This is a genomic window from Sulfitobacter aestuarii, from assembly GCF_042685005.1.
Taxonomy (GTDB): Bacteria; Pseudomonadota; Alphaproteobacteria; order Rhodobacterales; family Rhodobacteraceae; genus Sulfitobacter; species Sulfitobacter aestuarii.
In genome coordinates this window covers 53,218-69,779 of sequence record NZ_JBHUMP010000011.1, presented here as the reverse complement: position 1 = coordinate 69,779, position 16,562 = coordinate 53,218, and the positions used below count along the sequence as shown (strand labels likewise).

Annotated in this window: 16 protein-coding genes; 7 read left to right on the top strand and 9 right to left on the bottom strand. The window is 64.6% G+C overall.

Annotated elements, in window-relative coordinates; genetic code table 11:
* The first annotated feature begins 365 nt into the window (after positions 1 to 365).
* The gene (locus ACFSUD_RS13130; protein ID WP_386375058.1) at positions 366 to 572 is read left to right on the top strand and encodes a cold-shock protein; all 207 of its coding nucleotides are present in this window, start codon (positions 366 to 368) and stop codon (positions 570 to 572) included.
* 143 nt (positions 573 to 715) lie between these two features.
* Positions 716 to 1,267 (top strand): L,D-transpeptidase, encoded by a 552-nt coding sequence (locus ACFSUD_RS13125; protein WP_386375057.1) that lies wholly within the window; start codon positions 716 to 718, stop codon positions 1,265 to 1,267.
* 124 nt (positions 1,268 to 1,391) lie between these two features.
* Here ACFSUD_RS13125 and ACFSUD_RS13120 read toward each other — a convergent pair whose 3' ends face one another.
* The 6 genes from ACFSUD_RS13120 to ACFSUD_RS13095 all read right to left on the bottom strand — a co-directional run bounded on the left by ACFSUD_RS13120 (position 1,392) and on the right by ACFSUD_RS13095 (position 7,950).
* Positions 1,392 to 2,375 (bottom strand): ABC transporter substrate-binding protein, encoded by a 984-nt coding sequence (locus ACFSUD_RS13120; protein WP_386375121.1) that lies wholly within the window; start codon positions 2,373 to 2,375, stop codon positions 1,392 to 1,394.
* Positions 2,376 to 2,412: 37 nt separating this feature from the next.
* Positions 2,413 to 3,252: an ABC transporter permease gene (locus ACFSUD_RS13115; protein WP_386375056.1), complete on the bottom strand. Its 840-nt coding sequence runs from the start codon at positions 3,250 to 3,252 to the stop codon at positions 2,413 to 2,415.
* Positions 3,249 to 4,115 (bottom strand): ABC transporter permease, encoded by an 867-nt coding sequence (locus tag ACFSUD_RS13110; protein ID WP_386375055.1) that lies wholly within the window; start codon positions 4,113 to 4,115, stop codon positions 3,249 to 3,251. The genes ACFSUD_RS13115 and ACFSUD_RS13110 overlap by 4 nt, the downstream gene beginning before the upstream one ends.
* Before the next feature lie 63 nt (positions 4,116 to 4,178).
* The gene (locus tag ACFSUD_RS13105; protein ID WP_386375120.1) at positions 4,179 to 4,946 is read right to left on the bottom strand and encodes an ABC transporter ATP-binding protein; all 768 of its coding nucleotides are present in this window, start codon (positions 4,944 to 4,946) and stop codon (positions 4,179 to 4,181) included.
* Between the two features lie 80 nt (positions 4,947 to 5,026).
* Positions 5,027 to 6,487, bottom strand: a complete 1,461-nt coding sequence (gene hydA, locus ACFSUD_RS13100) for a dihydropyrimidinase (RefSeq protein WP_386375054.1) — start codon at positions 6,485 to 6,487, stop codon at positions 5,027 to 5,029.
* 212 nt (positions 6,488 to 6,699) lie between these two features.
* Complete coding sequence (locus tag ACFSUD_RS13095; RefSeq protein WP_386375053.1) at positions 6,700 to 7,950, bottom strand: Zn-dependent hydrolase; 1,251 nt, start codon at positions 7,948 to 7,950, stop codon at positions 6,700 to 6,702.
* Positions 7,951 to 8,094: 144 nt separating this feature from the next.
* Between ACFSUD_RS13095 and ACFSUD_RS13090 the strand changes: the two genes are divergently transcribed.
* Positions 8,095 to 8,763, top strand: a complete 669-nt coding sequence (locus tag ACFSUD_RS13090; RefSeq protein ID WP_386375052.1) for a TetR family transcriptional regulator C-terminal domain-containing protein — start codon at positions 8,095 to 8,097, stop codon at positions 8,761 to 8,763.
* Positions 8,764 to 8,857: 94 nt separating this feature from the next.
* On the top strand, positions 8,858 to 9,289 hold the full coding sequence (locus ACFSUD_RS13085; protein ID WP_386375051.1) for a hypothetical protein: 432 nt from the start codon (positions 8,858 to 8,860) through the stop codon (positions 9,287 to 9,289).
* Between the two features lie 39 nt (positions 9,290 to 9,328).
* On the opposite strand, the gene preA is transcribed toward ACFSUD_RS13085, so the two are convergent.
* Both preA and ACFSUD_RS13075 read right to left on the bottom strand, forming a co-directional pair.
* Entirely contained in the window at positions 9,329 to 10,633 is a 1,305-nt protein-coding gene (gene preA, locus ACFSUD_RS13080) for an NAD-dependent dihydropyrimidine dehydrogenase subunit PreA (protein WP_386375050.1), read from the bottom strand.
* A 25-nt stretch (positions 10,634 to 10,658) separates the two neighbouring features.
* The gene (locus ACFSUD_RS13075) at positions 10,659 to 11,981 is read right to left on the bottom strand and encodes an NAD(P)-dependent oxidoreductase (protein ID WP_386375049.1); all 1,323 of its coding nucleotides are present in this window, start codon (positions 11,979 to 11,981) and stop codon (positions 10,659 to 10,661) included.
* A 282-nt stretch (positions 11,982 to 12,263) separates the two neighbouring features.
* On the opposite strand from ACFSUD_RS13075, the gene ACFSUD_RS13070 reads away from it, so the two are divergent.
* Positions 12,264 to 12,470, top strand: coding sequence for a cold-shock protein (locus tag ACFSUD_RS13070; RefSeq protein WP_386375048.1), 207 nt, complete (start codon positions 12,264 to 12,266; stop codon positions 12,468 to 12,470).
* An 82-nt stretch (positions 12,471 to 12,552) separates the two neighbouring features.
* Here ACFSUD_RS13070 and ACFSUD_RS13065 read toward each other — a convergent pair whose 3' ends face one another.
* Positions 12,553 to 13,191 (bottom strand): arylesterase, encoded by a 639-nt coding sequence (locus tag ACFSUD_RS13065; RefSeq protein ID WP_386375047.1) that lies wholly within the window; start codon positions 13,189 to 13,191, stop codon positions 12,553 to 12,555.
* Positions 13,192 to 13,262: 71 nt separating this feature from the next.
* On the opposite strand from ACFSUD_RS13065, the gene ACFSUD_RS13060 reads away from it, so the two are divergent.
* Both ACFSUD_RS13060 and ACFSUD_RS13055 read left to right on the top strand, forming a co-directional pair.
* Complete coding sequence (locus ACFSUD_RS13060; RefSeq protein WP_386375119.1) at positions 13,263 to 13,979, top strand: ABC transporter ATP-binding protein; 717 nt, start codon at positions 13,263 to 13,265, stop codon at positions 13,977 to 13,979.
* Complete coding sequence (locus ACFSUD_RS13055; RefSeq protein WP_386375046.1) at positions 13,976 to 16,504, top strand: ABC transporter permease; 2,529 nt, start codon at positions 13,976 to 13,978, stop codon at positions 16,502 to 16,504. The genes ACFSUD_RS13060 and ACFSUD_RS13055 overlap by 4 nt, the downstream gene beginning before the upstream one ends.
* Positions 16,505 to 16,562: the final 58 nt, after the last annotated feature.

Sequence of the window (16,562 nt, the reverse complement as noted above, 5' to 3'; positions counted from 1 at the left end):
CTTCCCCAAATGCCGGACCGAACGGGCCGCGACAACATCGTTAACGTCGTATCGCCAACAGGCCATGCAGACCGGGCACCAATGCGACACGATTAAGACAATCCTGAGAAAGTGCCGCGAGAGGCAGCCCGTGGCGAAACAAAAGGTTAACCGAAATTATGGCAGCATGATGCCGTGCCAGAGCGCAAAGCACCGGCATTTCCGCCGCCTCTTGAACGAATCTCCCACAACTGCCATATAGGCCGGGCAGACGTTATTCTTTTTCGACCCGCTGTCTCCGTAACAGGCGCTCAGTCTTCGATCATAGACCGACCACGCCGGGCCATCGCACTACCGCGGATGGCATTAAAATGGAGACTACGGATATGGCCACTGGCACCGTAAAATGGTTCAATACAACTAAAGGCTTCGGCTTCATCGCGCCCGATGGCGGCACCAAAGACGTGTTCGTGCACATCTCTGCCGTTGAGCGCGCGGGCCTGACCGGCCTGGCCGACAACCAGAAAGTGACTTTCGACATCGAAGCCGGCCGTGACGGCCGCGAATCGGCGTCCAACATCCAGCTGGCCTAAGGCCCGCGGGAGGCTCCGGCCTCCGGCAAGATGTTCTGACCGGCCGCCCCCATGGGTCGGCCGGTTTTTTAATGTCAAGGCTTGTCAAGATCGCTGGCTGCGCCAAACTACAACCCTGATTCAAATGAATAATGGAGCATTATATGCGCCGCCGTACATTTCTGGCCAGCAGTCTGGCCGCCGCGACCCTGCCGCAGATCCTCCCGGCCCAGGGCGCCGTTTATGATCCGACCCCGCAGATCGTTCCGATCAAGGCGCAATATACGCCGGGGCAACTGCTGGTCCTGCCACGCAGCCACTACCTCTACCTCGTGACCGAACCGGGCAGGGCGTTGCGCTATGGCGTCGGTGTCGGCAAGGCGGGACTCGACTTCACCGGCACCGCGACCATCCAGGTCAAGAAGGAATGGCCGACCTGGCGCCCGACCGACGAGATGATCGAGCGCGATCCCGCGCAATACAAGCGGTTCATCGGCAACACCGAGGCACAGCCCGGCGGCCCCGGCAATCCGCTCGGCGCCCGGGCGCTCTACCTGTTCCAGAACGGCCGCGACACCTATTACCGGATCCACGGCACGACCGAGCCAAGCTCGATCGGCCGCTCGGTCTCCAGCGGCTGCATCCGTATGCTGAACGAACATGTGAAGGATCTCTACGAACGCGTTCCGATCGGCACCAAGGTCACCGTGCTCTGAGGCGACGCGCCGGTAAAGCGGCGCCGCGATGAAACGACGCGAAAGGGCCGATGCATGCATCGGCCCTTGGCGTTTGAGGTACGAATCTCAGGGGTGACGGCCGATCACAGCCCTCCTCCCGGTCTCAGTTCAGCGCCTTGTCGGTGATCGTATGGGTCCAGGCCCCTTCCGGCTCCTGGGTGATCACCGGATCCGACCCGCCCGAGAGCAGCGATTGCACCGTGCGCTCGTAATCGGCCTCATCAAGCGCACCATTGCTGCCCGCGGTCAGCTTGGCCACCTCGCCCATCATCCGCTTCTGATGCTCCTCGGTCTGCGCGCCGGAGGAATCATTCTCGAGCACGATGTCGGCCGCCTCGTCCGGGTTCTCTTCGGCGTATTTCCACCCCTTCATCGAAGCGCGGACGAACCGCACCATCTTGTCCTCGAATTCCGGATCCTCGAGCCTGTCTTCCAGCACATAGAGCCCGTCTTCCAGCGTCGCGACGCCCTGGTCCTCGTATTTGAAGACATTGAGATCTTCCGGCGTCAGCCCGGCGTCGATAACCTGCCAATATTCGTTATAGGTCATGGTCGAGACACAGGCCGCCTGGTTCTGCAGCAGCGGATCGACGTTGAACCCCTGTTTCAGCACGGTGACCCCGTCTTCGCCCCCTTCGGTGGAGATGTCGAGCTTGCTCATCCAGCTCAGGAACGGGAATTCATTGCCGAAGAACCAGACACCCAGCGTCTTGCCCTTGAAATCATCGGTGCTCTCGACCCCGGCATCCTTGCGGCAAGTCAGCATCATGCCCGAGCTCTTGAAAGGCTGGGCGATATTGACCATCGCCAGCCCCTTTTCACGCGCCGCCAGCGCGGCGGGCATCCACTCGACCACCACATCGGCCCCGCCCCCGGCGAGCACCTGGGTCGGCGCGATGTCCGGCCCGCCCGGCTTGATCGTCACATCGAGCCCCTCTTCCTCGTAGAACCCCTTGTCCTGGGCCACGTAATATCCGGCGAACTGCGCCTGGGTCACCCATTTGAGCTGCAGCGTCACATCATCGGCGGCCTGCGCCAAGGTCCCCCAGAGCCCCAGGGCGGCCCCGGCGGCCAGGCTGTTGATCATCTTCATCGCGTCTCTCCCTTGTTGATCGTATCTTCACTCACTTGCGCTGGCTTGGATGCCAGAACGTGACCGTTTTCTCGGCCATCGCCATCAGACCATAGAACGCCGAACCGGCAAGCGCCGCCACCACAATCTCGGCCCAGACCAGATCCAGCGCCAATTGCCCCACCGAGGTCGAAATGCGAAAGCCCATGCCCTTGACCGGCGAGCCGAAGAATTCCGCGACAATCGCCCCGATCAGCGCCAGCGTGGTGCCGATCTTCAGCCCGTTGAAGATGAACGGCATTGCCGCGGGCAGCCGCAGCTTGAGCAGCGTGCGCCAATATCCGGCGGCGTAGGTACGCATAAGGTCGCGCTGCATCGCATCGCTGGCCTGCAGCCCCTGCACCGTGTTGACCAGCATCGGAAAGAACACCATCACCACCACCACGGCGGCCTTGGATTGCCAGTCAAAACCGAACCACATCACCAGGATCGGCGCCATGCCGATCACCGGCAGGGCGGCGACGAAATTGCCTACCGGCAGCAGCCCGCGCTGCAGGAAGGGAAACCTGTCGATCGCCAGCGCGATCAGGAACGCCGCGCCGCAGCCGATGACATAGCCAGAAAGCGCGCCCTTCAGCACGGTCTGCACGAAATCCACCCAGAGCAGATCGACGGAATTGACCAGCCGCGCCGCGATTGCTGATGGCGCAGGCAGCAGCACCTGGTTGATCTGCAACCCGCGCACCACCCCCTCCCAGACCGCGATGAGCGTCAGCCCGAAGACCAGCGGCGCCGCCAGCGCCGCCCCGCGCCCGGCAGGCCTGCGTGCCAGCGCCATGTTCACCGCCATCCCGACGATCCAGGCCACAACCGCAAAACCAAGCCAGATCATCCCGCCATCCCCATCCGTTTCAGCGTGACCCGCTGGATCAGCCCGATACTGCCGACCATCGCCGCCGCCAGCACCGCCGCCATGATCAGCGCAGACCAGATCTGGATCGTCTGCCCGTAATAGCTCCCGGCCAGCAACCGCGCCCCGAGCCCGGCCACCGCGCCGGTCGGCAGCTCCCCGATGATCGCGCCGACCAGCGACGCCGCCATGGCAATCTTCAGCGAGGTGAAGAAATACGGCATCGAGGCAGGCAGCCGCAGCTTCCAGAAGCTCTGCGCCTTCGAGGCATGCCAGGTGCGCATCTGATCGAGCTGCATCGCATCGGGGCTGCGCAGCCCCTTGACCATGCCCACCACCACCGGAAAGAACGACAGATACATCGAGATCATCGCCTTCGGCAGCAAACCGGAAATCCCCACCGCGTTGAGCACCACGATGATCATCGGCGCAATCGCGAGGATCGGAATGGTCTGGCTCGCGATCACCCAGGGCATCACCGACATATCCATGGTCCGGTTGAAGACGATCCCCACCGCCAGCAACACGCCAAGCCCGGTGCCCAGCGCAAAGCCCAGCAGCGTCGCGCTGAGCGTCACCCAGGAATGATAGACCAGCGAGCGTTTCGAGGTAATGTTCTTCTGCACCACCGTCGCCCAGAGCTCGGCCCCGACCTGGTGCGGCGCCGGCAATTTCGGCTTGTCCTGCGTCCAGGTGTCGAGCACCAGGCTGCGCGCATCGAGCACCGCGCCCGAACGCGTCGCCTTGTCATAGGCCCAGGGCGCATTCAGCCAGACCGCCGCCGCATACCAGAACAGCAACAGGAACCCGAGCACCGCCAGAACCGGAACGACACTGCGTCTCATGCCCGACCCCCCGATTTCTTCATGCCGAAAGCACTCAATTCCGCGGCCGCAACCTGTCTCACCTCAGACATCCGAATGCCCCGCCCGCAGCCCTTCGCGCACCCGATGCGCCACCGCCAGAAACTCCGGTGACTCGCGGATCTCCAGAGGCCGCTCGCGCGGCAGCGGCGAGTCGATCACATCCGAGATCCGCCCCGGCCGCGGCGACATCACCACGATCTTGGTGGACAGATAGACCGCCTCGGGGATCGAATGGGTGACGAAGGCAATTGTCTTGCCGGTGCGCTCCCAGAGCTTCAGCAATTGCTCGTTGAGATGGTCCCGCACGATCTCGTCCAGCGCCCCGAAAGGCTCGTCCATCAGCAGAATGTCTGCATCAAAGGACAGCGCCCGCGCAATGCTGGCGCGCTGCTGCATGCCGCCCGAAAGCTGCCAGGGAAACTTGCGCTCGAACCCGGCCAGCTCGACCAGTTCAAGCACCCGCCGCACCCGTTCCGCCTGTTCGGCGCGCGGCACCCCCATGATCTCCAGCGGCAGTCTGATATTGCCGCCGATGGTGCGCCAGGGATAGAGCCCGGCAGCCTGGAACACATAGCCATAGGCCCGTGCGCGGCGCGCCTCCTCGGGGCTCACCCCGTTGACCAAGACCTCGCCGCCGGTCGGCTGTTCCAGATCCGCCATGACCCGCAGGAAGGTGGTCTTGCCACAGCCCGACGGGCCGATGAAGCTGACGAAATCCCCCGCCTCGATCTCGAGATTGACATCCTTCAGCGCATGAACCGGCCCGTCATTGGTCTGAAAGGTCAGATCCAGATGCCGGGCGCTGATCACGCTGTCCCGTTTTACGGCCGACACGCCTTCGCGCGCAGCCTCCCCGCCCTCCGGACGGCCCGCAAGATCCCGCATGTCGCTCAAATCCCCGCCGGGATATTGAGCGGATCACGCTTGATCATCTTCGGCGAATTCAGCTCTTTCCACTTGCTCAGCGCCACATTGGCCGAGGGAAACGCCGGTCGCGGAATGAACCTGCCGCGCCCCGGATTGGGCTGGCTGTTCTGCCCCCAGGCCCAGATCACCTCGCCCCGGCTCAACGTATAACGGCTCTGCGCCTTGACCTCGAAGCCTTCAAAGACGTTGTAATCCAGCACCGAATGATGATTGCTTGGACTGATCGTCTTGCTGATCTTCGGGTCCCAGACCACGATATCGGCATCCGCGCCTTCCACGATCGCGCCCTTGCGCGGATAGATGTTGAGAATCTTCGCCACATTGGTCGAGGTGCAGGCGACGAATTCATTCGGCGTCAGCCGCCCGGTCTCCACGCCTTCGGTCCAGAGCACGGCAAGACGTTCCTCGAGCCCGTTCGAGCCGTTGGGAATGATCCTGAAATCCTCGCGCCCGGCACGTTTCTGCTCGGTATTGAAAGCCGCGTGATCGGTGGCCACCACCTGCAGGCTCCCCGCCTGCAAACCGGCCCAGAGACTGTCCTGGTGGTCCTTCGAGCGGAACGGCGGTGACATCACCCGGCGCGCCGCATGGTCCCAATCCTTGTTGAAATATTCGGATTCATCCAGCGTCAGGAACTGGATCAACGGCTCGCCGTAAACCCGCATCCCCTTCTGCCGCGCCCGGCGGATCGCCTCATGGGTCTGCTCGCAGGACACATGGACAATATAAAGCGGCACGCCGGCGGTATCGGCAATGGTGATCGCCCGGTTCGCCGCCTCGCCCTCGAGCTCGGGCGGACGGGAATAGGCATGGCCCTCCGGCCCGGTGATCCCCTGATCGAAATATTTCTGCTGCAGCTCGGCCACCAGATCGCCATTCTCGGCATGGACCATCGGCAGCGCGCCCAGCTCGGCACAACGCTTGAAAGAGGCGAACATCTCGTCATCCTCGATCATCAACGCGCCCTTGTAGGCCATGAAATGCTTGAAGGAATTGACGCCCATCTCGACGGCATCCTTCATCTCGTTGAACACATCCTCGTTCCAGCCGGTGATCGCCATGTGATAGCCGACATCCGAACAGATCTGCGGCGCGCTCTTGCGATGCCATTCGTTGATCGCGTTCCTGATCGAACCATCCGCGCCCGGCAGGCAGAAATCCACCACCATCGTGGTGCCGCCCGCCGCCGCCGCCCAGGTGCCGCTCTCGAATGTTTCCGCCGCGGTGGTGCCCATGAAGGGCATTTCCAGATGGGTATGCGGATCGATCCCGCCGGGGATCACATAGGTGCCTTCGGCATCGATATATTCATCACCCTGCAGATCCTCGCCAATCTGCCTGATCTTCTCCCCCTCGATCAGCACATCGGCCTTCCAGGTCCGATCCGCGGTGCAGACCATGCCGCCCTTGATCACCTTGCTCATCTTCATTCTCCCTGTCGCGGCCCGTCCCCGCGGGCCTGCTTCTTTATGCCCGAAATACTCCGGGGGTCCGGGGGCTGGCCCCCGGCGCATTGTTTTCCTCGCTGCACGGCCCGTGTATTCCGGTCATCCCCTCCCAAGGATCACCCACGGCCCGCGCATCAATCCCTCTTCATCTGCAATCCTGCCGTGGCGCCCGCCTCCTGTCCAGACGCTCAGCCGACGACCTCCGCGGTCTCGACCACCGCATGCAGCAGCACATCGGCACCGGCCTTCGCCCATTCCCTGGAGATCTCCTCCGCCTCGTTATGGCTCAGCCCATCGACGCAGGGACACATGACCATCGCCGTGGGGGCCACCCGGTTGATCCAGCAGGCATCATGCCCGGCGCCGGAGATCAGGTCCATGTGACTGTAGCCGAGCCGCTCCGCCGCGCTGCGCACCGCGCTGACACAGGTCTCGTCAAAGGCCACCGGATCGAAACCGCCGACCTTCTCGAAGGAAATCTCCAGCCCCATCTCCTGCGCGATCGTCTGTCCGTCGAGCCGCAGCCGCTGCTCCATATCCTCGATCACCGACAGGTCCGGCGAGCGGAAATCGACCGTGAAGACCACCTTGCCGGGGATCACGTTGCGCGAATTGGGGTAGACATCGATATGCCCGGCCGCCCCCACCGCGTGCGGCGCATGGGACCAGGCGATCTCGTCGACCTTCTCGAGAATCCGCGCCATGCCGAGCCCGGCATTCCTGCGCATCGGCATCGGGGTCGAGCCGGTGTGGCTGTCCTTGCCGATGAGCGTCACCTGGGTCCAGCTCAGCCCCTGACCATGGGTAACGACGCCGATATCCTTGTTCTCGGCCTCCAGAATCGGCCCCTGCTCGATATGCAGTTCGAAAAACGCATGCATCTTGCGCGCACCGGTCTCCTCCTCGCCGCGCCAGCCGATGCGTTTCAGCTCATCGCCAAAGCTTTTGCCCTCGGCATCCTGACGCTCATAGGCCCAGTCCTGCGTGTGGATCCCGGCAAAGACGCCGGAGGACAGCATCGCGGGCGCGTAGCGGGTGCCTTCCTCATTGGTGAAATTGGTTGCCACGATCGGGTGCTTGGTCTTGATGCCGAGATCATTCAGCGTGCGGATGATCTCGAGCCCGCCGAGCACCCCGAGCACCCCGTCATATTTTCCGCCCGTCGGCTGGGTGTCGAGATGGCTGCCGACATAGACCGGCAGCGCCTCCGGGTCCTCGCCCTCGCGACGCGCGAACATGTTGCCCATCTGGTCGAGCCCCAGGCTGCAGCCCGCTTCTTCACACCATTTCTGAAACAACGCGCGTCCTGCGGCATCCTCATCCGTCAATGTCTGGCGATTGTTGCCACCCGCCACGCCGGGGCCGATCTGCGCCATCTCCATCAGGCTGTCCCACAGACGGTCAGGATTGATCTTGAGGTTCTCTCCGGGCGCGGCCATAACCAGCTTCCTCCTTGTGCGCTTCAGCAGCGCAAAATTTTACCATTTGGTAAATCCACGATTGCGATTAGGCTTCTATCTGTCAAGAACTGCTTTCAAGACAGCGGCGCGCCTCCCCCCAAGCGCTGAATTTTGCGACAAATTATGCGGAGAGCCACCTTGCCAGATGGTGCCACTAAGAAACCCAGCCGGATCCAGACACGCAACCGCCGCGCCATTCTCGATGCCGCGCTCGAAGTCTTTTCGCGCCATGGTTACCGCGGTGCCACGCTTGATCAGATCGCGGCCGAGGCCGGGCTCAGCAAGCCCAATATCCTCTATTATTTCGACGGCAAGGAAGACATCCACGTCACCCTGCTGAGCAAGCTGATGACCACCTGGCTCGACCCGCTGGTCGCGCTCGACCCCGAGGGTGACCCCAAGGCCGAGATCCTCGCCTATGTGCAGCGCAAGCTCGACATGGCCCGCGATCTACCGCGCGAGAGCCGCCTCTTCGCCAACGAGATCCTGCAGGGGGCACCCCGCATCCAGCCGCAGCTGGAGGACGCGCTGAAGCCGCTGTTCGAGGAGAAATGCGCCTTGATCGCGCGCTGGGTGCGCCAGGATCGCCTGCCGCCGGTCGATCCGGCGCATCTGATCTTCTCGATCTGGGCCACGACCCAGCATTACGCCGATTTCGAGGCACAGGTCCGCGTGCTGCTCGGCACGCAGGGCAATCCGCATGCAGGCGCATCCGCGCATCTGAAGCAAATGTTCGAGACGCTGCTTTCCGACAGGCCGGGTCCGGAGGTGCCGGGCATTAACCAAAACTGAAGATTCACCGCCACTTTAATCCTTGGTTCATTCTTTCGGCGCAGCCTGTTCCTCAGCGTGCAGCATTTGTCTTCATCGAGATAGGAGCAGGAAAATGAGTTCTGTAATACTGGCCAATCCCTTCATCTCTCCGCCGCCCCCGCCGCCGATCCATACAGCCGCGCAGACCCCGCTGGTGATCGTCCCGGCGCAGGGCATGGCGGCAGGCAGCAGCACCGGCAGCACCGCGTCGCATTCGGGCGGCTCGGGTTCGGGCAGCGGCCATGCGGGGGGTCATGCACCTGCGCCGCGCGCGGAGCCGACCCGCCCGCGCGACAGCCTCCCTTTGGCGCCGAACCGCCCGCCGGATGCGACGCCCCGCTCGATCCTCGCCGCACAGGTCGAGGCGGATGAAGGGAGCCCCCCGGCCGGGGCCGGGCAATCCGACCCGACCGCGCTGCCTGAGAATTTTCCGTTCCACAAAAAACTTCCCAAGGTCAGGATGCCGGATCCGCTGCCGACATCTCCCTTCCTGAAACAGGCCTGAGCCCGCTCGGGCCTGAACCCTCACGGGCGAATAGGACGCCTATTCGGCAGCCTTCGCGGAAGGGTTGTTGGGATGTGTCGTCCAGTTGGCATATTCCTGCTGCACCACGAGCCCGGTGCGCGGATCGACACTGCCCGGCGTCATCGCCTCGAGCGTGATGCAATCCTCGACCGGGCAGACATTGACGCAGAGATTGCAGGCCACGCATTCCTCTTCGATCACGCTGAAGGTGCGGTTCTCGGACATGGCGATGGCCTGATGGCTGGTATCCTCGCAGGCGGCAAAGCAGCGGCCGCAGGAAATGCACAGGTCCTGATCGATCTTGGCCTTGGCGACATAGTTGAGATTGAGCTGGTTCCAGTCGGTCACATTCGGCACCGCACGGCGCACGATCTGATCGACCGAGGTCAGATCCTTGCTGTCCATGTAATCGCTCAGGCCGGAGATCATCTCCTGCACCACCTTGAAACCATAGGTCATCGCCGCCGTGCAGACCTGCACATTGCCCGCCCCGAGCGCGAGGAACTCCGCCGCGTCGCGCCAGGTCGTGACCCCGCCGATACCGCTGATCGGCAGGTCTGCCGTTTCCGGGTTGCGGGCGATCTCGGCCACCATGTTCAGCGCGATCGGTTTCACCGCCGGGCCGCAATAGCCGCCATGGGTGCCCTTCCCGTCGATCATCGGCTCGGGTGCGAAAAGATCCAGATCCACCGAGGTGATCGAATTGATCGTGTTGATCAGGCTCACCGCATCGGCGCCGCCACGCTTGGCCGCCTCCGCCGGGTAGAGCACATTGGTGATGTTCGGCGTCAACTTCACGATCACCGGCATCCGCGTGTACATCTTGCACCAGCGGGTGACCATTTCGATATATTCCGGCACCTGCCCCACGGCAGAGCCCATGCCGCGCTCGGCCATGCCATGCGGGCAGCCGAAGTTCAGCTCGATCCCGTCGGCGCCCGTCTCCTCCACATGCGGCAGGATCGCCTTCCAGGCTTCCTCCTCGCAAGGCACCATGATCGAGGCAATCAGCGCGCGGTCCGGGTAGTCACGCTTCACCGCCTTCATCTCGCGCAGGTTCACCTCCAGCGGGCGGTCGGTGATCAGCTCGATATTGTTGAGCCCCAGCAGACGCCGGTCCGCGCCCCAGATCGCGCCGTAGCGGGGACCGTTGACGTTGACCACCGGCGGCCCCTCCATGCCCAGCGTCTTCCAGACCACCCCGCCCCATCCCGCCTCGAAGGCGCGACGCACGTTGTATTCCTTGTCCGTCGGCGGCGCCGAGGCCAGCCAGAACGGGTTGGGGGATTTGATCCCGATGAAATTGCTCGTCAGATCCGCCATCTGTCTTCCTCCCGTAGGGTGGGTCTCAACCCACCAGCACCTTGTGAATATCCATCGCCGCATCGCGCCCCTGCGCCACCGCCGTCACCGTCAGATCCTCGCCGACACCGGTGCAATCGCCCCCGGCCCAGACCCGTTCGAGCGACGTGCGCCCGGCGCCGTCGACGCGCAGCTTGCGTCCGTCGAGCTCCGGCAGCCCCTCGCGCTGCAGGCTCTGGCCGATCGCCTTGAACACCTGGTCGGCTGCCATGCGCAGCGTCTCGCCGGTGCCCTGCATCGCCTCATCGACATATTCCAGCTCGATCTCCCGCACCGCGCCGTTGCCATGCAGCGCCACAGGCACCGCATGGGTCACGATGCGCACGCCCCGGGAGGCCGCGAGATCCTGTTCGAAATCGCTGGCATTCATCCGGTCGCGACCGCGGCGATAGACCAGGGTCACGTTGAGCGCGCCGAGCAGCTTGGCCTGCACCGCCGCGTCGATGGCGGTCATGCCGCCGCCGATGATCACCACGTCGCGGCCGATCGGCAGGGCGGCGAGATCCTCGGCCTGGCGCAGTTCGGCGATGAAATCCACCGCATCGCGCACATTGTCCTTGTCCTCGCCCGCCGCGTCGAGCGCGTTGACATCGCCCAGCCCGACGCCGAGGAACACCGCGTCGTATTCCTCGCGCAGCGCGTCCAGTGTCACGTCACGACCCAGCGCAGATTCATGGCGGATCTCGATGCCGCCGATCTGCAGCAGCCAATCGACCTCGGCCTGGGCGAAATCTCCAGTGCTCTTGTAGGCCGCTATACCGTATTCGTTGAGCCCGCCGGGTTTGGGCCGGGCCTCGTGTATCACGACGTCATGGCCGAGCATCGCCAGACGATGCGCGCAGGCGAGCCCGGCAGGTCCGGCACCCACCACGGCCACCTTCCTGCCGCTCGGCGCGGCGCGCAGGAACGGGTGCTTGCCCTGCTGCTGCAGATGGTCCGTGGCATAGCGCTGCAACTGCCCGATCAGCACCGGCCTGCCCTCGGCGACCTCGCGCACGCAGACCTGCTCGCAGAGGGTTTCGGTCGGGCAGACCCGCGCGCACATGCCGCCGAGGATGTTCTGGCTGAGGATCGTCTTCGCCGCCGCATCCGGCGTGCCGGTGGCGATCTGCCGGATGAACATCGGAATGTCGATGTCGGTCGGACAGGCGGTGATACAGGGGGCGTCATGGCAGAAATAGCAGCGGTCCGCCGCCACCAAAGCCTCATGCTGGTCGAGCGGTAGATGCAGATCCGAGAAACCGCTGGCGTATTCCTCCGCCGTCAGCCGCCCCGCTGTAATTCCCGCCTCAAAGACGTCTCGTGCCATGTCATTGATCCCTGAAGTTTCGTGATTATGCAAAAATGCTCACATGGAATCATTTTTTTATCAACTGGTAAAATTTCTGCGGAGGGGAAAAAGCCGCGTTGCAAACCATCGCCGATTGTACGCCGACCGCGAAAAAACTTGATTTTCACAGATATGGATCCAATATCGACATGCGACGCGAAGACTATCGACCATTGCTGACCACGGCTTGGATACGATCAATATTCGACTGAGCCGAGCTGCCGCATCCTGCGGGCAGAGCAACAATGGGAGACACGGAGCATGGCTTCTGGCACCGTCAAATGGTTCAACACGACTAAAGGTTACGGCTTCATCGCGCCCGACGGGGGCGGCAAGGACATTTTCGTTCACATCTCAGCGGTGGAACGTGCGGGTCTGACCGGCCTGGCTGACAACCAGAAAGTGACCTTCGACATCGAAGCCGGCCGGGATGGGCGCGAGAGCGCGAGCAACATCTCGCTGGCCTGAAGAGGGCTGGACTTCGGATCTGGAGGCGGGCGTGCGAACGCCCGTTTTTCGTTTCAGGGCCACGGCTTGCGCCGAAGCGGGATCAGCGCGCCGCCGCGGCCAGCGCCAGAACCTGGGGTCCGATCTCCTTCACGATCAGTGCAACGCCCTTGGCATTGGGATGAATCCCGTCAGGCTGGAAATACGCCCTGAGCGCGGAAGGGTCGCTGCTGCCCGCCGCCTCGATCAGGGCGGCAAAGAAATTCTCGACATAGAGGCTCTCATGCTGCGCCGCGAGTTCGGGATAGAGCGCATCGAAGGCGCTCTTGTAGTCGCTGCCGTAATTGCCCGGCGCCTGCATACCGATGAGCAGCACCTCGATCTGCGCCGTCTCGGCCGCCTGCAGGATCCCTCCGATATTGCGCCGCGCCTCGGCAGGGTCGAGTCCGCGCAGCATGTCATTGCCGCCGAGCGTGACGATCATCGCATCGACCTCGGGCGTCAGGGTCCAGCCGACCCGTGCCAGCCCGCCCGCCGTCGTATCCCCCGACACACCCGCATTGATCAGCCGCACCTGCGCCTCGCGCGCGTCGAGCCAGCCCTGCAACTGCGGCACGAAGCCCTCGGCAGGCGCCAGCCCGTAGCCCTGAGTCAGCGAATCGCCCAGGGCGGCTATCACCACCTCTTCGGCGCTGGCCATCTGGCCGAAAATGATGACAATCCCCAGCATGAACTTGCGCATTTCCCGCAGACCTCCATATCGAACAGAACCAAACACGAGGCGGATTGATGCAAGGCACCATGCCAGACCCGATGTCGCAACGCGCCGCCGCGCCGGTACGCGATCCTAGGGGAGACGCCGCGGGCGAGCCAGTCTTCGAACTCAAAGATGTGGCGCTCAGCCTGCAGGGCAATGCCGGGCCGGTCGATATTCTGCGCGGCATCACCCTGCAGGTCGCGCCCGGAGAGAGCGTGGCGCTGACCGGGCCGTCGGGATCGGGCAAATCCTCCCTGCTGATGGTGATGGGTGGGCTCGAACGTGCCAGCAGCGGCCGGGTACAGGCGCTCGGCCATGATCTGAGCGCGCTGCATGAGGATGCGCTGGCGCGGTTCCGTCGCGGACGCATGAGCATCGTGTTCCAGTCCTTTCACCTGATCCCGACGATGACGGCGCTGGAGAATGTCGCCACGCCGCTGGAGCTGGCGGGCGCGCGCGATGCTTTTGCCCGCGCCGAAGCGGAGTTGCAGGCGGTCGGGCTGGGCCATCGGCTCGGTCATTACCCCTCGCAGATGTCGGGCGGCGAGCAGCAGCGCGTGGCGCTGGCCCGCGCCTCGGCGCCGCGCCCGGCGATCCTGCTGGCCGATGAACCGACCGGCAATCTCGACAGCGCCAATGGCGCGGCGATCATGGATCTGCTGTTCGGCCTGCGCGACCGTCACGGCGCGACGCTGGTGCTGGTCACCCATGATCCGGCGCTGGCCGCGCGCTGCGATCGCGGCATTGCGCTGGCTGACGGGCGTCTGGCGTGAGTCTGCGTCAGGCGGCCCGGCTCGCGCGTCGCGAAATGCGCGGCGGGCTGCGGGGCTTCCGTCTGTTCCTCGCCTGCCTCGCGCTCGGGGTTGCGGCCATCGCCGCCGTCGGCTCGGTGCGGGCGGCCATCGAGGCCGGGCTGGCACGCGAGGGCGCGGCGCTGCTGGGCGGTGATGCGGAGCTGCAATTCACCTATCGCCGCGCCACGGCCGATGAGCGCGGCTGGATGCAGCAACGCGCCACGAAGCTCTCCGAGGTGATCGAATTCCGCTCCATGGCGACCATCGGCGAAGGCGATGCGGCGGCGCGGGCGCTGACCCAGATCAAGGCGGTCGATGACGCCTACCCGCTAGTCGGGGAGATGATGCTGGAACCGGCGATACCGCTTGCCGATGCTCTGGCGGATCAGGCCGGCCTGCCCGGCGCGGCGATGGAACCGGCGCTGGCCGACCGTCTGGGCCTCTTGCCCGGTGATCCTTTCCGCCTCGGCACCAAGTCGTTCCGTCTGAGCGCGGTAATCAAACGCGAGCCTGACAGCGCCGCCAGCGGCTTCTCCCTCGGGCCGCGTACCCTCCTGCGCCGCGACGCGCTCGAAGGCTCGGGCCTGCTTGCGCCAGGGACCCTGTTTGACAGCAAATACCGGCTCGCCCTCCCGCCGGGGCAAGACCCTGACGCGTTGAAGAGATCCGCCGAACGACGCTTTTCCGACAGCGGCATGCGCTGGCGCGACGCCCGCAACGGCGCGCCCGGCGTGGCGCGTTTCGTCGAACGGCTCGGCGCATTCCTGATCCTCGTCGGCCTCTCGGGTCTGGCCGTTGGCGGTGTCGGCGTATCGGCGGCGGTGCGCGCCTACCTGTCCGGTAAGACCCCGGTGATCGCCACCCTGCGGGTGCTGGGGGCAGACCGGGCGACGATCTTTCAGACCTATTTTCTGCAGATCGCCGCGCTGTCGCTGCTCGGCATCGCCATCGGGCTGGTGCTGGGAGCCGCGGCACCGTTGCTGTTGGCGCCACTGATCGAGGCGCGCCTGCCGATCCCGGCGGCCTTCGCGCTCTATCCCGCGCCGCTGGCCGAAGCGGCGCTTTATGGCCTGCTGACCGCGCTGGTCTTCACCCTCTGGCCGCTGGCGCGCAGCGAGGATGTACGCGCGGCGACGTTGTTTCGTGCCGATTGGACCACCACGGCGTCATTGCCTGCGCCGCGCTACCTTTTCGCCATTGTGCTGCTCACGGTAGCGTTGATCGTGGCGGCGGGGCTGTTCAACGGGAGCTGGTGGCTGACGCTCTGGACCCTGGGCGGCATCGGCGCGGCGCTGGCGATCCTCGTGCTCGCGGCCCTGTTGCTGCGTTTCGCGGCGCGGCGTCTTTCCGGCATGGCGCGCGGGCGGCCCCGGCTGCGTTGGGCGCTGGCGGCGATCGGCGGTCCGGGCGAAGGCGCGGGGGCGGTGGTGCTTTCGCTCGGGCTCGGCCTTGCCGTGCTTGCGGCGGTGGGGCAGATCGACGGCAACCTGCGGCGCGCGATCTCCGGCAACCTGCCCGAGATCGCGCCCTCGTATTTCTTCGTCGATATCCAGAAGGAGCAGATGCCGGGCTATACCGAACGTCTGGAGAACGACCCGGCGGTCAGCCGCATCGACAGCGCCCCGATGTTGCGCGGCGTGATCACTCGCATCAATGACCGCCCCGCAAACGAGGTCGCAGGGCCGCATTGGGTGCTGCGCGGTGATCGCGGCGTGACCTATGCCGCGCGCCCCGATGCGGATGCCAAGCTGACTGCCGGGGAATGGTGGCCGCCCGATCATACCGGCGCGCCGCAGATCAGCTTTGCCGCCGAGGAAGCGGAGGAGATGGGGCTGAAGCTCGGCGACAATCTCACCATCAACATCCTCGGTCGCGACGTGACCGGCACGATCACCAGCTTTCAAGAGGTCGATTATTCCGGCGCGGCCCTCGGCTTTATCCTGACGATGAACCCCGCCGCGCTGGACGGCGCGCCGCACAGCTATATCTCGACCGTCTATGCCGAGGAGCAGGCCGAAGCCGCGATCCTGCGCGATCTTGCGCAGGCCTATCCGAATATCACCGCGATCCGGGTGCGCGATGCCCTCGATCGCGTGGCGGAGGTGCTTTCGGGGCTTGCCGCCGCCACCTCCTATGGCGCGCTGGCGACATTGCTGACCGGTTTCGTGGTGCTGATCGGGGCCGCTGCCGCCGGGGCGGAGGCGCGGCTCTTCGAGGCGGCGCTGCTGAAGACGCTGGGGGCCTCCCGGCGCGACATCGCCGCAAGCTTCCTGCTGCGCGCGGCGCTGATCGGCGGGTTCGCCGGGCTGGTGGCGCTCGGGGCCGGGATTACCGGGGGCTGGGCGGTGAGCCGCTACGTGATGGAAACCGATTACACGGTGATCTGGTCTTCGGCGCTGATGATCGTGTTCGGCGGCATCGCCGCGACAATGCTCGCCGGACTCGGTTTTGCCTGGAAAGCGCTCGGCGCACGCCCGGCACGGATCCTGCGGGCGAGCGAATAGGCGCGGCAGCAAAAGGGCGGCCCCATGGGACCGCCCTTTGACTGTCGTCCGATAGTTC

Excerpts from the sequence above, each read along its gene's own strand:
- ACFSUD_RS13130 (WP_386375058.1), top strand. The coding sequence starts at position 366 with ATGGCCACTGGCACCGTAAAATGGTTCAATACAACTAAAGGCTTCGGC.
- ACFSUD_RS13125 (WP_386375057.1), top strand. The coding sequence starts at position 716 with ATGCGCCGCCGTACATTTCTGGCCAGCAGTCTGGCCGCCGCGACCCTG.
- ACFSUD_RS13120 (WP_386375121.1), bottom strand. The coding sequence starts at position 2,375 with ATGATCAACAGCCTGGCCGCCGGGGCCGCCCTGGGGCTCTGGGGGACC.
- ACFSUD_RS13115 (WP_386375056.1), bottom strand. The coding sequence starts at position 3,252 with ATGATCTGGCTTGGTTTTGCGGTTGTGGCCTGGATCGTCGGGATGGCG.
- ACFSUD_RS13110 (WP_386375055.1), bottom strand. The coding sequence starts at position 4,115 with ATGAGACGCAGTGTCGTTCCGGTTCTGGCGGTGCTCGGGTTCCTGTTG.
- hydA (WP_386375054.1), bottom strand. The coding sequence starts at position 6,487 with ATGAGCAAGGTGATCAAGGGCGGCATGGTCTGCACCGCGGATCGGACC.
- ACFSUD_RS13095 (WP_386375053.1), bottom strand. The coding sequence starts at position 7,950 with ATGGCCGCGCCCGGAGAGAACCTCAAGATCAATCCTGACCGTCTGTGG.
- ACFSUD_RS13090 (WP_386375052.1), top strand. The coding sequence starts at position 8,095 with ATGCGGAGAGCCACCTTGCCAGATGGTGCCACTAAGAAACCCAGCCGG.
- ACFSUD_RS13085 (WP_386375051.1), top strand. The coding sequence starts at position 8,858 with ATGAGTTCTGTAATACTGGCCAATCCCTTCATCTCTCCGCCGCCCCCG.
- preA (WP_386375050.1), bottom strand. The coding sequence starts at position 10,633 with ATGGCGGATCTGACGAGCAATTTCATCGGGATCAAATCCCCCAACCCG.
- ACFSUD_RS13075 (WP_386375049.1), bottom strand. The coding sequence starts at position 11,981 with ATGGCACGAGACGTCTTTGAGGCGGGAATTACAGCGGGGCGGCTGACG.
- ACFSUD_RS13070 (WP_386375048.1), top strand. The coding sequence starts at position 12,264 with ATGGCTTCTGGCACCGTCAAATGGTTCAACACGACTAAAGGTTACGGC.
- ACFSUD_RS13065 (WP_386375047.1), bottom strand. The coding sequence starts at position 13,191 with ATGCGCAAGTTCATGCTGGGGATTGTCATCATTTTCGGCCAGATGGCC.
- ACFSUD_RS13060 (WP_386375119.1), top strand. The coding sequence starts at position 13,263 with ATGTCGCAACGCGCCGCCGCGCCGGTACGCGATCCTAGGGGAGACGCC.